Raw genomic sequence first — 14,961 nt, 5'->3', positions numbered from 1 at the left:
ATGAATAAATACCTTCACGAAACAATACCAAATTTAAAACCGTTTAATTATGAGCGTCATCACGATACTTATTTTATAAATCAGCAATGGGTTTTAGTTAATGGAATTTCTAAGAAGAAATCTATTTACACATTTAAGGAAGATAATATTCTTGAGATCTCAAGAAAAGACGATGTCATAAAAACCTCATGGACTTTAAATATTCTAAATAGTTTTACGATTGAAACTGAAGATGGTTTAATTACAGTAGAAGCTTATTTTAAGGACGATGATATTTTGGTTCTTAATAACCAAGAGAAAGAAGAGTTTGCTATGTATATTAATTCTACAAATTACGATGACGAATTAAATTCTGTTGAAGATATACAGACATTCTTAAAGGAAAAATATAAGAAAAAAGTAAGTTCTATTATCTATGATCACGAATTCTATTACATTGAACAATCTAAAGAATTTGGGCCATTTAAAGTTGAAGAATTAGCTGAGAAAGTCAAATCTGGCGAAATAAGCGCATATTGTTTTGTAAAAGATGTTAATGAATATGATTACAGTAAACGCATGCGAATTGAAGATTTAATTCAAGAATTATAATCCTTCTGTGGTTTTTAGTTTATTTTGAATCCTTTTCCATACCAACAATTCATCTGCACTTAATCTATCTAAATTTTTGCTGACAAAATTGAAAAATTTTTGAGCCTTTTTATTTGAATTTAGAACGGTATGTCCATAATATAAAAAAATAGCGTCAGTTACGGTTTGGCTATTGGGATATTTAAAATCAACTAAAGGAGTTAACATTTTAATTCCGGCTTCTATTTTACCTAATTCAATAAGAACAGCACCTCTTGTCCCTTTAAAATAGTAAAAACTAGGCTTAATTGAATAGGCTGTTTTAGACAAAATATCAATCTGACCTGTATCCCCTTTTACCAATTTTAACCAAGCCAAACCATTATTAATGTGGGCAAACATCATTTTATCTTTTTCTTTATCAACTAGATTTAAACAAGACTCTAGCCATGACATCCCTTCATCAATATCTCCTTTCTTAGAATACATTATTCCTGTATTGTAATGAGCTAATACCTTAGTCTCTTCAATATTTATATATTTTTTATAAAGTTGAATTGCCGCATCAAATTCTTTTTCTTCAAACTTTTCTTGGGCTTCAAAAAAGGCATTAAAGTCAACATTACTCGCATTATTTTTTTTAAATGGCAACCTTAATAAAGTTAAACCATCTGTAGGCACTTTTACACCTTGGTATTCAACATGATAAGGAATTAAACTAATTATAGCAATTAGAGAATTGGCAAATATAAATGCTGATGTAAACTGAAATCCATTATCACTAGAAAGAAAAGAAAAACTAAAGTCTATGCACAACAATAATAATCCAGCAACAATCAAATTGGTTAAGCAGCCTCCTGAGCTCAGCAAAAACTGATTGATCTTAGTGTTTTTTTCTGGAGGAAATTCAACAAAAGCAAATCCGCCATTAAAATCCTTATTCAATATAATTTTAATATCAAAAACAGTAAACCGTTTTACTTCATGACTTTTACCTAGTACAATACGTTTAGGATTGCCACCTGCTAATTTACCGAATATTAAATGGCCAAACTCATGGATTACAACTCCTACTTTTATTGAAAATAAAAAAGCGACAAGGTTAAGTAATAAGTATGCAATTTCTACATTAACATTATTAACGAGAACTACAATTCCTATTAATAAGATAAGCCAAAAATAAATTGGAAATATGGCATTTAATATTTTGAACAAGCTAGTAATTTTGAAAATTGAAAAATAAAAAAAGCGAACCCAACTTTAAATTAATGAAGTAATGCGGTTCGCTTTTGTGAATATTATTATGGATTACTCTTGCAATCCAGGTACTGCAACCATTTCATTTACGTCTTTATCGTAATCTATACCTTCAACATTAAAACCAAAAAGGTTGAAAAAATCCGTTTTATAACCTTCTAAATCACCAATATTTGGCAATGTTTCTGTTGTAGCTTGTTTCCAAAGTTCTAACACTTTAGCTTGAATGTCATCTCGCATTTCCCAATCGTCAATACGTATTCTTCCTGCGTCATCTAATTGTAAATCTTCAGCATATAAGCGTTCGTTGAATAATCTTTCAATTTGCTCTATACAACCTTCATGTACACCTTCTTCTTTCATCACTTTATATAGTAATGAAATATATAACGGAATTACAGGAATAGCAGAACTCGCTTGCGTTACTAACGCTTTGTTTACTGAAACGTAGCCTTTACCATTAATATCTTTTAAAGCTTCTGTAATTTTAAATGCAGTAGCTTCTAAATGATCTTTTGCTCTACCAATGGTACCTTTTCTATAAACAGCCTCTGTTAATGAAGGGCCAATGTAAGAATATGCAACTGTGGTAAAATCTTCAGACAATACGTTTTCAGACTTTAACAGGTCTATCCACATTTGCCAATCTTCGCCTCCCATTACAGCTATTGTATTATCAATATCATCTCCAGAACATGGCTCAATAGAAATTTCTTTCACAATACCTGAGTGAAAATCTACAGTATTATTTGTAAATGCATCACCAATGGGTTTCAAAACCGATTTGTATCGCTTGCCCGAATCTGGATGTGTTCTCACAGGAGAAGCCAAACTATAGATTAACATATCTATTTTCCCTAAATCTTTTTTAATTAAATTTAAAGTTTGCGCTTTTATATCGTGAGAAAAAGCATCACCATTTATGCTCTTTGCATACAAACCGTCTTTATGGGCTTGATTTTCAAAAGCTGCACTATTGTACCAACCTGGTGAAGCCGGACGACCTTCTGATGGCGGCTTTTCAAAAAACACACCAATTGTTGATGCATTAGATCCGTAAGCACTTGTTATTCTCGATGCCAAACCAAAACCTGTAGATGCACCTATAACTAGCACATTTTTAGGACCATTTTGGGTCGGTTTTGATTTTATATATTCAATCTGATTTAATACATTTTGCTCACAACCTTTTGGATGAGATGTTAAACATATAAATCCTCTTGTTTTTGGTTCTATAATCATATTTAAAATCTAAACGTGTAAAGCTCTGTCGTCTGTTGCGGCTAATGCGGCTTCCTTAATAGCTTCAGCAAATGTTGGATGTGCGTGAGACATACGAGAAATATCTTCTGCAGATGCTCTAAACTCCATAGCTGTTACAGCTTCTGCAATTAAATCCGCGCAACGTGCGCCAATCATATGTACACCTAAAACTTCATCTGTGGTTTTATCAGCTAAGATTTTCACAAAACCGTCTGTATCTCCACTTGCTCTTGCTCTTCCTAAGGCTTTAAAAGGAAATTGTCCCACTTTATAAGCTACATTATCTGCTTTTAATTCTTCTTCTGTTTTCCCAACAGCAGCTACTTCTGGCCACGTGTAAACGACACCAGGAATTAAATTATAATCAATATGTGGTTTTTGTCCTGCAATTGTTTCTGCTACAAAAACACCTTCTTCTTCAGCTTTATGCGCTAACATCGCTCCTTTTACAACATCACCAATTCCATAGATATTAGACACGTTAGTCTGTAAGTGCTCATTGACTTCTACTTGTCCTCTATCTGTCATTTTTACACCTGCAGCTTCAAGATTTAAACCATCTGTATAAGGACGTCTACCAACAGAAACTAAACAATAATCGCCTTTAAACTCAACGAGTTCTCCTTTTTTATTTTCAGCCTTTACAATAACTTCATCGCCATTACGCTCAACAGATTGAACTTTATGAGACAACATCATTTTACATTTTGCTTTCTTAAATACTTTGTTTAATTCTTTTGATAAACCAGCGTCCATTGTAGGTAAGATTCTGTCCATGTATTCTATAACAGTAACCTCTGCTCCTAGACGACGATAAACTTGCCCAAGCTCTAAACCAATAACTCCTCCTCCAATGATAATCATGTGTTTTGGTATTTCTTTAAGTTTTAAAGCTTCTGTAGAAGTAATAATTCGTTCTTTATCTAAGCTAATAAATGGTAAAGTTGATGGCTTAGACCCTGTGGCTATAATGATTTTTTTAGCTTCAATTTCTTGAGCATCTTTACCTTCTATTGTAATATGCGTTGCATCTTTAAAAGATCCTAAACCTTCAAAAACATCGATGTTATTTTTCTTCATTAAGAAATCAATACCTCCTGTAGTTTGATCTACAACAGCCTGCTTACGACCTATCATTTTTTCTAAATTAACTTTGATGTCGCCAGGAATTTCGATGCCATGTTCGCTAAAATGTTTAGTTGCTTCTTCATAATGATGAGAAGAACTCAATAAGGCTTTACTAGGAATACAACCTACGTTTAAGCAAGTTCCTCCAAGAGTAGAATATTTTTCAATAATGGCTGTTTTCATGCCTAATTGTGCGCAACGAATTGCTGCTACATATCCTCCAGGTCCAGAACCTATTACTGCTACGTCGTATGATTTCATGAGTTTGTTTTTTGTGTAATTATTTATATACAAACAAAAATACGACTTAGATTATAATTTACGAACTTTAAATCTAATTATTAGAGAAGTAATTTATTTACTTTTTTTCTTCTATATCCTTTAAAACCCACTCTAATTCAGGGTCAATATTATTTAAACGATCTTGATATGTTGGAATAATTTCAATATCTGGTTTTACACCATAACCTTCTGGTGTTGTTTTGTATGGCGCATCTATAAATGCTAAGCCAATTCTCGCTTTAACTTTGGTATTAGGCAGTTCATATAACTTGTAAAACCCTGCCACTGTTCCGTTATAAGCTCCTCCTGTTTCTTCGCCTACAAAAGTGGCGCGTTTACTACCTTGCAATTGTGTAGATATCAATGATGACGCAGAAAACGAGTTTCCATTAATGAGGACATAAATTTTTCCTTTAAAGTTTAATGGTTGTGCTTCTTTTTCTTTTGCCGAATTAAACCTGTAATATAATTTTCCATCTGTTTTCTTTACCTTTAAGATATCAATCGTTGCAAAAACTGGCGTCAAAACTCCTCCTAATACTTTTAGTCCATTTGGTGTTGTATTACTCATTAAACTTTTTAGTATTGGAAATTTAGTATTTACCTCACTAGTATTTATCATTGTATAATTCTTGTCTGTTAAATAACCATACAAATAGGTAATTTCCTTTAATCTACCACCAAAATTATTTCTTAGATCAATAATTAGTGCATCCGTTTTAAGTGAGTCTAATGTTTTGAAGGTTTGGTCATAAAAATCTTCATACTTATTTCTAGAGAATCCTCTTATTTTCAGCAATGCAACAGTACTATCTTTACCTACAAAATTTAAGTTACGTGTGTATTCTTTTCTTAAGTAATTATAACCATGATCACGATTATATTTTCGTTTTGCCTTGCTTTCTAATTTTTTAGCTTTTCGTTCTTCTTTCGTTAATTTTATCTTTTTCTTCAACTTAAGAGAATCTACTTTAATAGAATCATTTTTCGCAGTGGTTGAATCTTTTCTAAGAACACGTTTGTACTGTTTCACAAAAGTTGAATCTGAATTCTTTAATGTAAGACTTATACTATCAAAACGTCCTTTATCATATACATAGTAAGATAAAAAACGATTTCCCGATACGCGTTGATGAAATGTTGTATTATATCCATCTGAAGCTATTCGTTTTTTGAATTTATCGAGTAAATCTTGAGTTTTTTCGCCTTCAACCTCTAACACTTGCGCATTGATTAAAACACTATCTTTCCCTCTTGCATTTGCAATAAAAAGTTTGTCATCTAAATATTCAAAATCTAAATTATTGATATCAAACTTCATTTTATTAAGAGCCTTTCTCTCTTTTCTTTTAAATTGTTTACCTGGTGGCGAAACAGACATATGACCTTGACCTACATATTTAGTGACTTGTGACAACTGCTTGTAAAACGCACGACTATCCATTGGGTTCTGAATAGCGCTTTTTAGGCTATCGAACTTAAAATCTAAAACGTCTTTAGATGTAAATTCATATAAGTGTGGATGGTTACGCTTTAGTTGCGTATATAATTTATCTACGTCCTCTCGTAAATCTGCAACAGAATGTAATTTTGTGACTTGTAAATTGTGTTTTTCAACACTTCCGCAAGATGCCAATAGCACTATAACGCTAAACGTGAGTAGTATTTTTTTGATCATATTCTAAATTTTATATTTATAAATTTTACCATTATACAGATGGTTCTATTTAGATAGACGTAAAAATATTAAGAATGGTTGCTTTATAATTATTTTGAATTAAAAATTTTTAAAATTATGGCATAAAAAAAGTCCAAACCCAAAGTTTATCAATTAAACTCTAAGTATGGACATATTTTCCCTAAGTTGCTAATAGCATGTCAAATATCAATAAACATTTAGTATTCAACAATACTCAATTTGAGTATTTTATATACTTATAACCAATGTTGTTTTGTTTTCAGCATACCTACAAGCTCACCAGTAGAGGATACATTTAGCTTTTTTAATATATTTCTTCGGTGTGTATCTACTGTGTGTGAGCTTATGTTTAGCTTTTCAGAAATTTCTTTACTTGTATGGTTTAAAACTAAGAGCCTAATAATATCGCGTTCTCTATTGCTTATGCCTTCACTGAGTAATTTTTGAGAAAAATTATTAAAATATATGGTTTCATACTCTTGTTTATCATTTAACAATTTTGCAGAAGCCGTAATTTCCATTTTAATATTAGGACTTAAAACCGTGTAATGTGCTAAACCAATAATTGGTTTTCCGGTAGAATCAAAGACTAAAGGTGTTGTGTTTTGTACTATATTAACATAGACACCATCTGCATTTTTAATTCTAAAATTCCATGTGTAATTAGCATCTTTTCTTTTGTTTTCAGGAATTTCACTAAGTGTATATTCCATTAAACCATTTAAGGCTTCTAACCACGCATCTACATCATCTGGATGAATTCTACTCCAAAAATAACGCATGCCTTTTGTTTTTAATTCATTAGGATCAAGACCTAAACAAGCTTTATAATTTTTACTGATATATTCAAAAGACAACTCTTGAGTATTAGTAACACAAAAAAAAGTTGAACTATAAGGAAGAAAAGAATCTAATTCCATAATCTTATTGATATGTTCTTGTAGATATGGCTTGTCGTAAGATTTAAATATAAACTTATATAAGTCCTTTATGTGCGCTGTTCTCATACCCTAATATAATCAATTTAAAGAAATTGCCGTTGTATGTTTTACTTCGTTAATCATAAACATACTGTGTGTACTACCTATATGATCTATTTTGGTAAGTTTTTCAACCATAAATTCCCTAAACGCTTTCATATCTTTTACCAAAACTTTAAGCAAATAATCATAATCACCACTGAGATGATAACATTCTAAAACTTCGTTAAGTTGATTAACTTCTCGTTCAAATTTAACTACATAATCTTGAGAATGTTGCACCAATTTTACATGGCAAAATGCTACGAATTCTTTCTGTACTTTGGTTTTATCAACCAAAGCAACATATTGTTTTACAATTCCACTTTTTTCAAGCTTTTTAATGCGCTCATAAACCGCAGTAACAGACAAATTTAATTTCGTAGACAAAGCTTTGTTTGTTTGCTTACTATCAACTTGTAGCAAATGAAGCAACTTTCTATCGGTTTCGTCAAATATCATACTTATAATTTTTCGGAATAAATCATATTTACACTAAATATAAAGATTTTAAATCTAAATATTATACTTATTACAATTATATTTTCTAAGTTCCACCCTAACTGTTGAATATTATTCTTATTTGTACGACATTTGAATACAATAAACAAATCATTAAACTATGGCATTTAAACCTGCAAACAACATTCAAGATTTACAATACTTCGGAGAATTCGGAGGCGTAAATCCTTCTATTTCAGACTCATCAACCTACACATTTCTATCAGCAAAAACTATGTTTGATACTTTTGAAGGCAATGCAGATGGTTGTTATTTATACTCACGTCATTCATCACCTTCTAATTTATATTTAGGCGAAGCTTTAGCAGCTATGGAAGGTACAGAAACCGCAACAGTTACAGCTTCTGGTATGGGAGCAATAACACCAGTTTTGCTTCAACTCTGTGGTTCTGGTGATCATATAGTAAGCAGTAGAACTATTTATGGTGGTACGTATGCATTTCTTAAAAATTTTACACCACGTTTGGGTATAAATACCACGTTTGTAGATATAACGAAATTAGATGTTGTTGAAGCGGCAATTACGCCAAACACAAAAGTTTTGTATTGTGAGTCTGTTAGTAATCCGCTTTTAGAAGTAGCAGATATCAAAGGTTTAGCGGCAATAGCAAAAAAACACAATTTAAAACTTATAGTAGATAATACGTTTTCTCCACTATCGATTTCTCCTATAAAATTAGGTGCTGATGTCGTTGCCCATAGTTTAACTAAATTTATTAATGGTTCTTCAGATACTGTTGGAGGTGTTGTTTGTGGAACGCAAGAGTTAATTGACGATCTTAGAAACGTTAACAGTGGAGCTGCAATGTTATTAGGCTCTACAATGGATAGTTTACGTTCTGCATCTGTTCTTAAAAACCTAAGAACACTGCACATTAGAATGATGCAACATAGCCACAACGCGACTTTTTTGGCTGAAAAATTTGAAAACGATGGTTTAAAAACAGTATATCCAGGTTTAGCGTCTCACCCATCTCATGAATTATTTAAATCCATGATGAATGAAAAATACGGTTTTGGAGGCATGTTAACCATTGATGTTGGCTCTTTAGATAAAGCCAATGCACTTATGGAATTAATGCAAGAAAGAAACTTAGGTTATCTTGCTGTTAGCTTAGGTTTTTATAAAACCCTTTTTAGTGCACCAGGAAGCTCTACATCTTCTGAAATACCTGAAGATGAACAAAAAGAAATGGGACTAAGCGATGGGTTAATTCGTTTTTCAATTGGTTTAGATGCTGACATTGAACGCACTTATAATAATATGAAAACTTGCATGAAAGAACTGGGTATTTTATAAAGAAATCACGAGACTTTAGGTATAAATGGTTGGCTTCTTTTTCACAAAAAAGGATCTAACCATTTTTTTATTCTTTCGCTCTACAAAGGAATCTATTTGCAATTGACTTAACAAAATCGTAACATTACAAGACCAAACGCAACTAAAATGAAAGACCACGATTCATCTAAAATTGACATCGAAGACCAACAAATTATTGATAATAAAGAACTTAACCTTTTTGAAGCCTTAATTCCTGTTGTCATATTAATGGGTATGCTCGCCTACAATATCTTTTTTGTTGAAGGTAGTGAATGGTTTGGTGCTTATACTAATCAAATAATTTTACTATTAGGAGGTGCAGTAGCAGCCGTTGTTGGTTTTTTTAATAAAACCTCACTTAATACCATGCTTAAAGAGGTTTGGGAAAATTTAAAAAGTGTATTTGTACCTATAGTTATACTGTTTTTAGTTGGCGCATTGGCTGGCACATGGTTGGTCAGTGGCGTAATACCAGCTATGGTTTATTATGGTTTACAAGTATTAAGTCCAGAAATATTTTTACCTGCTTCTGTTATTATTGCAGCTGTAATTTCTATTGCTACAGGTAGTTCATGGACCACATCTGCAACTGTTGGTATTGCACTAGTTGGTATTGGTACAGCATTAGGTATTAATCCAGGAATGATTGCAGGCGCTGTAATATCTGGCGCTTACTTTGGTGATAAAATGTCGCCTTTAAGTGACACTACCAATTTGGCACCAGCAATGGCAGGAACCGATTTGTTTTCGCATATAAAGTACATGACGATAACAACTGTACCCACAATTTTAGTCACTTTAGTTGTTTTTGGAATAATCAGTGCATCAATAGACACCTCAGGAAATACAGATATATCTCAAATACTAGAAACGATTGATGCTACTTTTAATATTACACCATGGTTATTTTTAGTCCCTGTCGTTGTAGTAGCTTTAATTTTATTAAAAACGAAACCTTTAATTGCATTAGGCTCAGGCGTTGTATTAGCGATTGTTTTTGCGCTTATATTTCAGCCCGAAGTTTTAGAAACTGTATCAAATTCTACATCTAAAACTATCGTTAATTCCGTATTAACAGATACTAATATTCCTATAGACGATACGTCTTATATGGCTACATTAAATGCTCAAGATATTGAAGCCATAGGAAACAATTCGCATCTCGAAACACTTTTTACAGATGGTGGCATTGAAAAAAACTTTTCTATTTCAGAATTAGAAGACATCTTTAGTCCATTTAATTACGACCAAAATACACTCGCCATCAAAACGGATAGTCTTAGTAGACTTTTAACAATAGATAAATTAAAACAATTATTTGGTTCTGGTGGAATGAATGGTATGTTATGGACGATTTACCTTATTGTCTGTGCTATGATTTTTGGAGGGATAATGGATGGTATTGGAGCATTATCTAGAATTACAAAAGCATTACTCTCTGTAGCAACTACAATTTTTGGCTTATTTACAAGCACTGTGCTAAGTTGTTTAGGTCTAAACGTCATTGCCTCAGACCAATACTTAGCCATAGTTATTCCTGGCAAAATGTTTAAAAAGGCCTATGAAGACAAAGGTTTAGCTCCTGAAAACTTAAGTAGAACTTTAGAAGATTCTGGGACAGTAACTTCCGTCCTTATTCCTTGGAACACCTGTGGTGCATACCAAAGTGGTGTGTTAGGCGTTGGCGTTGGCGAATACTTTATGTATGCCATTTTCAATTGGCTAAGTCCATTTACAACTTTACTTTTTGCAGCATTAAGAATTAAAATAAAAATGTTAACAAAAAAATAATAGCGACCCACTCAGGCTTTTTCCTTATAAATTATCAAGTTGACATATTAATGCTTCAGATATTATCAAAATGACAATAAAACGACTTGTTTTTTGTTGCCATATACACTTGCTATTTCACTATTCTTTATGATAATCAATTCCTATTAAAAAGTACAAAACGCCTTACTAAATTTGCCTTAGAAATTAATTAACAATTAAATTATAAAACACATGGCATTAGTAGGAAGACAATTTCCAGATTTAAACGTAAACGCAATGAATGATCTAGGCGACACTTTTAAAGTGAACGTTTTAGAGGAAGCAAAAAACAACAACAAAAAAGTAGTTTTATTCTGGTACCCAAAAGATTTCACTTTTGTTTGTCCAACAGAATTACACGCTTTTCAAGCTGCTTTAGGTGAGTTCGAAAAAAGAAACACAATTGTAATTGGTGCGTCTTGTGATACTGCAGAAGTTCACTTTGCATGGTTAAGCACAGCAAAAGATAATGGTGGAATTGAAGGTGTTACCTACCCTATTTTAGCAGACTCTAACCGTAACTTAGCTTCAGCGTTAGGTATCTTAGATACGTTTAATGAAACGTTTGATGAAGAAACAGGCTTAGTAACTGTAGAAGGTGACAACGTAACATATAGAGCAACTTACATCATTGATGAAGAAGGCACTATACAACACGAGAGCGTTAACAACATGCCATTAGGTAGAAACGTTAACGAATACCTTAGAATTATCGATGCTTTAACGCACGTACAAGAAAAAGGTGAAGTTTGTCCTGCAAACTGGGAAGAAGGAAAAGAAGCAATGAATGCTAATGCAAAAGCAACAGCTGAGTATTTAGCTGCACAAGCAAACTAATATATTATGGTTACAGAATTAAACGAAGATAACTTACAGAGCTATATCGCGGATAACGATACAGTTGTAGTACAGTATTCAGCAACATGGTGTGGCAACTGTCGTATAATGAAACCTAAAGTTAAGAAACTAGCTTCTGAGTTAGAAAACATAACTTTTGTTATCGCTGATGCCGAGAAATTTCCGGAAAGTAGAAAGCTTGCCACTGTTGATAATTTACCAACATTCGCCACTTTTAAAAACGGGGAATTTGTAAACCAAGTACAAACTAACAAGTTTGATGTTTTAAAAGATCTTGTTAATGAAGTTGCTTAATTAATAATTGTCTGGCTGAGCGCATTTTAAAACTAGGACTTTTAGTTTGGGCTGAAGACGATAAAAATGTATATCACAATGAAATTACCAGTAATAAAACATTTAACACAATTTATTGAAGACAACGATGAGGATTTTGTTGTTGAAACTATTGAAACATTAGAAGCCTTAACAGAAGTATCTTCTTTAAAAGATGAAGAATTAGATGTTATTGGTGAGCTAATTTCAAATATGTATGGAGCCATTGAAGTAAACAGAATGATACAAAATGGTAAACCTAAGAAAGAAGCCGTAAATGAGTTTATGCAGCGTGTTCTCGGTTCTATTGACAAATAGAAATTAATATACATCCTTTATAAAACCACTTTGTGAAAGCAAGGTGGTTTTTTATTTTTTAGCTATTATATATTAAGTATTAGTTATTTCGTTTCATAGTAATTTATTTTTTTAGAATAGACAGTTTTAGCTTAACTTTTGATCTCGAAATCTTTATGTAACTTTACAAATAGATATATTAATAAAAATATTTAACTTCGTTTTAATCACTATTTATAGTTTAATATTCTGGTTTATTAACGGGATATGGTTAATAAAAGTTATTATATAAGGAGTTGTGCAACATATGAGAAAAACCGAACTACATAACAAAAAGAGGAATCGTTTCTCAATGATTTTTCCAATTTTGACCATAATCGGAATTGGAATATTTACGGTTTTGACTTCATTTTATGAAAAATCTTGGTCTTATAATTGGAATGGAATAAGCGAGCAAGTTAGAGATAGTGTAAAAGTTGCAGAAAATAGTGGGATTTCAAGTGGTTGGGTCGGAATTGCACCACGTAAACCTAAACAATATGATAGAAGATATTGGATTATGAATAACGCAACCGAATCCGAACTTATAAAACTGACTAATTATCCAAATGGAACTATTAAGACAATAGCATACGAGGGACTATTAAGAAAACCTGAATTTAAAAATAAAATGGAGCTAATGCTTAGAGTAATTGACGATACCGAACATTCTATTTTTTATCGGACTGGATGCGAAGGAATGAATATGAATATAAGTGAATACTTGGTTGACTTAGTTTTATTAATTGATGACAAAGGATTTTTAGGAAAAACAAATAGATTTAACCTTCCGCAAAATGACATTGACAAAATACTTAATGAATACAAAAAAGTACCAAGTTTATGAAAATAAAAATACGTTGCACAACAACGTGTATATTTAATTGCTTTAGTCGTTGATTATTTGGAAAATTCCTGCGGAATTTTCTCGCGTTCGTTTTTGTTTACTAAATTAGTTGCTGAAACACGCAACTAACCATACACAATCACGTTGTAAGTAATTTGAGAAAAACGCTAATCATATTGATATCATTGAGTTTTGGACTTTCATCTTGCGAGTCCGAAAAACGATATTCTGATTATAATGAGTCTGACTTTTATGAAGTACAAGGCTTTATCGAATCAGCAATTTCGACAAGCGACCCTTTTGACAGTCCCACTGAAAAAAACATTCGATTTAAATATTTTCTTGACCGTGACAATCCGAAATCTGGAATGGAAAATGACTTGGAAATGTTTGAGGCGAAAACTGGATTTCCTGTAATTGTTTTAGTTCATAAAGACGATGAAAACATAAGTTTTTATGGACGAGTTGGAATTCTGGAAAACTTGAACTCTAAAGAAAAAGAATTTTTATCTGGACATATTAAAAATCAAATGGAATTAATGGAGAAATCTAATTTTTAAAATTCATTTAAGCAATTTAGATTATGAAGTATAAAAATATTCTATCTGCAATTCACAATTTTGGACATAGCTTTTTAAGCTATGAAAATTATGTTGATTCTGATTTTGTAATTGATGAATTGAATAAAATAAGTGGAAAGAATTATGATATAAAAATTGATTGGAAAACTAAAGAATTCCAACCAAAAACAATGATTTCTGACCGAATTACTAAATCAATTGGATATTGGTATGATAACATAAGTAAACATTTCAATTCACAAAACGTAGAATTTGACTCTCTAAAATCATTTGAACTTATTTGGGAAAATGGAAAAAGACCAAAAGTTACTGCGACTGACGATAGAGGAAAGTTTTACGAAAAAGAAATAACAAATACATTATAAACTAAATAAAAAACTACTTACAACACCGTATATAATTTATTGCTAGTTCTAGCCTACTTACGAAAATCCTCGCGGATTTTCTATTCGGTTTTTATTTGCTAAATCATGTGCTTAACCACGCAACAAAACATATACAACAACGTTGTACAACATAGTGACCCGTCCTGAATAAAGGCTACATTATTTTAAACATTATGTACAAAAATGACAAAGTAATCAGACGGTATTCAGAACCATTTAAACTGAAAATTTTAGCGGAACTTACAACCGGAAAACACACAAAGAGCGAACTTTGTAAACTCTACTCTATTGCACCTACTACAGTCAATGAATGGATTAAAAAGTATAATCGTAAAGACTTAATGAACACCAGAGTAAAAGTGGAAACGAAAGACGAAATATCTAGAATAAAAGCATTGCAAAAAGAGAATGAAAAACTTAAAAAGCTACTGCTTAAAAAGGATTTGGATGCATTGGTAGAGGAATCTTATCTTGAAGTAGCTGCAGAAAAATTAGGATATAAAAATGTTCAGCAACTTAAAAAAAAACTCAATATCTAGCTTTTATTAAAACTAGAAATAGAGCTAAGGGATTTGCTTCTTTATCTACTATAGCAAGTTGTTTTGGACTTAAACGTGATGCGTATTATAAATACAAATCTAGAGCTGATAAGCGTTTAAAACTAGAACAACAGATTATAAAAATAGTCAGTAAAAAACGCAAATCCCTTCCTAGAGAAGGCGTACGTAAACTCATAAAATCATTAGATGATGAGTTTACAAAAGCTAA

16 protein-coding genes are annotated in these 14,961 nt (G+C 31.8%); 10 read left to right on the top strand and 6 right to left on the bottom strand.

From position 1 onward, the window contains the following. Positions 1-591 carry a hypothetical protein gene (locus Q0891_RS16595; RefSeq protein WP_299103456.1) on the top strand — a complete coding sequence of 197 codons (591 nt, stop codon included), beginning with the start codon at positions 1-3 and terminating at the stop codon, positions 589-591. On the opposite strand, the gene Q0891_RS16590 is transcribed toward Q0891_RS16595, so the two are convergent. From Q0891_RS16590 to Q0891_RS16565, 6 genes are all read right to left on the bottom strand, one after another. Continuing rightward, positions 586-1,785: a site-2 protease family protein gene (locus Q0891_RS16590; RefSeq protein WP_299103455.1), complete on the bottom strand. Its 1,200-nt coding sequence runs from the start codon at positions 1,783-1,785 to the stop codon at positions 586-588. The genes Q0891_RS16595 and Q0891_RS16590 overlap by 6 nt on opposite strands. Positions 1,786-1,878: 93 nt before the next feature. After that, entirely contained in the window at positions 1,879-3,069 is a 1,191-nt protein-coding gene (gene fabV / locus Q0891_RS16585) for an enoyl-ACP reductase FabV (RefSeq protein WP_299103454.1), read from the bottom strand. Positions 3,070-3,078: 9 nt separating this feature from the next. Next, a complete protein-coding gene (gene lpdA / locus Q0891_RS16580) occupies positions 3,079-4,479 on the bottom strand; it encodes a dihydrolipoyl dehydrogenase (protein ID WP_299103453.1) in 1,401 nt (466 codons plus the stop codon). A 97-nt stretch (positions 4,480-4,576) separates the two neighbouring features. Beyond that, positions 4,577-6,178, bottom strand: a complete 1,602-nt coding sequence (locus Q0891_RS16575) for a S41 family peptidase (RefSeq protein WP_299103452.1) — start codon at positions 6,176-6,178, stop codon at positions 4,577-4,579. Between the two features lie 257 nt (positions 6,179-6,435). After that, positions 6,436-7,206, bottom strand: coding sequence for a LuxR C-terminal-related transcriptional regulator (locus Q0891_RS16570; RefSeq protein ID WP_299103451.1), 771 nt, complete (start codon positions 7,204-7,206; stop codon positions 6,436-6,438). 12 nt (positions 7,207-7,218) lie between these two features. After that, a complete protein-coding gene (locus Q0891_RS16565) occupies positions 7,219-7,680 on the bottom strand; it encodes an Lrp/AsnC family transcriptional regulator (RefSeq protein WP_299103450.1) in 462 nt (153 codons plus the stop codon). Between the two features lie 160 nt (positions 7,681-7,840). Here Q0891_RS16565 and Q0891_RS16560 point away from each other — a divergent pair, with 160 nt between their 5' ends. From Q0891_RS16560 to Q0891_RS16520, 9 genes are all read left to right on the top strand, one after another. Next, entirely contained in the window at positions 7,841-9,040 is a 1,200-nt protein-coding gene (locus Q0891_RS16560; protein ID WP_299103449.1) for an aminotransferase class I/II-fold pyridoxal phosphate-dependent enzyme, read from the top strand. A gap of 147 nt (positions 9,041-9,187) precedes the next feature. Next, the gene (locus Q0891_RS16555) at positions 9,188-10,852 is read left to right on the top strand and encodes a Na+/H+ antiporter NhaC family protein (RefSeq protein WP_299103448.1); all 1,665 of its coding nucleotides are present in this window, start codon (positions 9,188-9,190) and stop codon (positions 10,850-10,852) included. 213 nt (positions 10,853-11,065) lie between these two features. After that, entirely contained in the window at positions 11,066-11,710 is a 645-nt protein-coding gene (locus Q0891_RS16550; RefSeq protein WP_299103447.1) for a peroxiredoxin, read from the top strand. A gap of 6 nt (positions 11,711-11,716) precedes the next feature. After that, a complete protein-coding gene (locus Q0891_RS16545) occupies positions 11,717-12,025 on the top strand; it encodes a co-chaperone YbbN (RefSeq protein ID WP_299103446.1) in 309 nt (102 codons plus the stop codon). A gap of 78 nt (positions 12,026-12,103) precedes the next feature. Continuing rightward, positions 12,104-12,361, top strand: coding sequence for a hypothetical protein (locus Q0891_RS16540; RefSeq protein WP_299103445.1), 258 nt, complete (start codon positions 12,104-12,106; stop codon positions 12,359-12,361). 346 nt (positions 12,362-12,707) lie between these two features. Beyond that, positions 12,708-13,226 (top strand): hypothetical protein, encoded by a 519-nt coding sequence (locus Q0891_RS16535; protein ID WP_299103444.1) that lies wholly within the window; start codon positions 12,708-12,710, stop codon positions 13,224-13,226. 185 nt (positions 13,227-13,411) lie between these two features. Next, positions 13,412-13,786 carry a hypothetical protein gene (locus tag Q0891_RS16530; RefSeq protein WP_299103443.1) on the top strand — a complete coding sequence of 125 codons (375 nt, stop codon included), beginning with the start codon at positions 13,412-13,414 and terminating at the stop codon, positions 13,784-13,786. A gap of 23 nt (positions 13,787-13,809) precedes the next feature. Continuing rightward, positions 13,810-14,172, top strand: a complete 363-nt coding sequence (locus Q0891_RS16525) for a hypothetical protein (protein WP_299103441.1) — start codon at positions 13,810-13,812, stop codon at positions 14,170-14,172. A 194-nt stretch (positions 14,173-14,366) separates the two neighbouring features. Next, positions 14,367-14,732, top strand: a complete 366-nt coding sequence (locus Q0891_RS16520) for a transposase (protein ID WP_299103440.1) — start codon at positions 14,367-14,369, stop codon at positions 14,730-14,732. Positions 14,733-14,961: the final 229 nt, after the last annotated feature.

Origin of the sequence: uncultured Winogradskyella sp. (assembly GCF_947498005.1) — a bacterium.
Lineage (GTDB): Bacteria > Bacteroidota > Bacteroidia > Flavobacteriales > Flavobacteriaceae > Winogradskyella.
The sequence above is the reverse complement of the archived record's forward strand: the minus strand, read 5'-3'. Positions and strand labels throughout refer to the sequence as shown.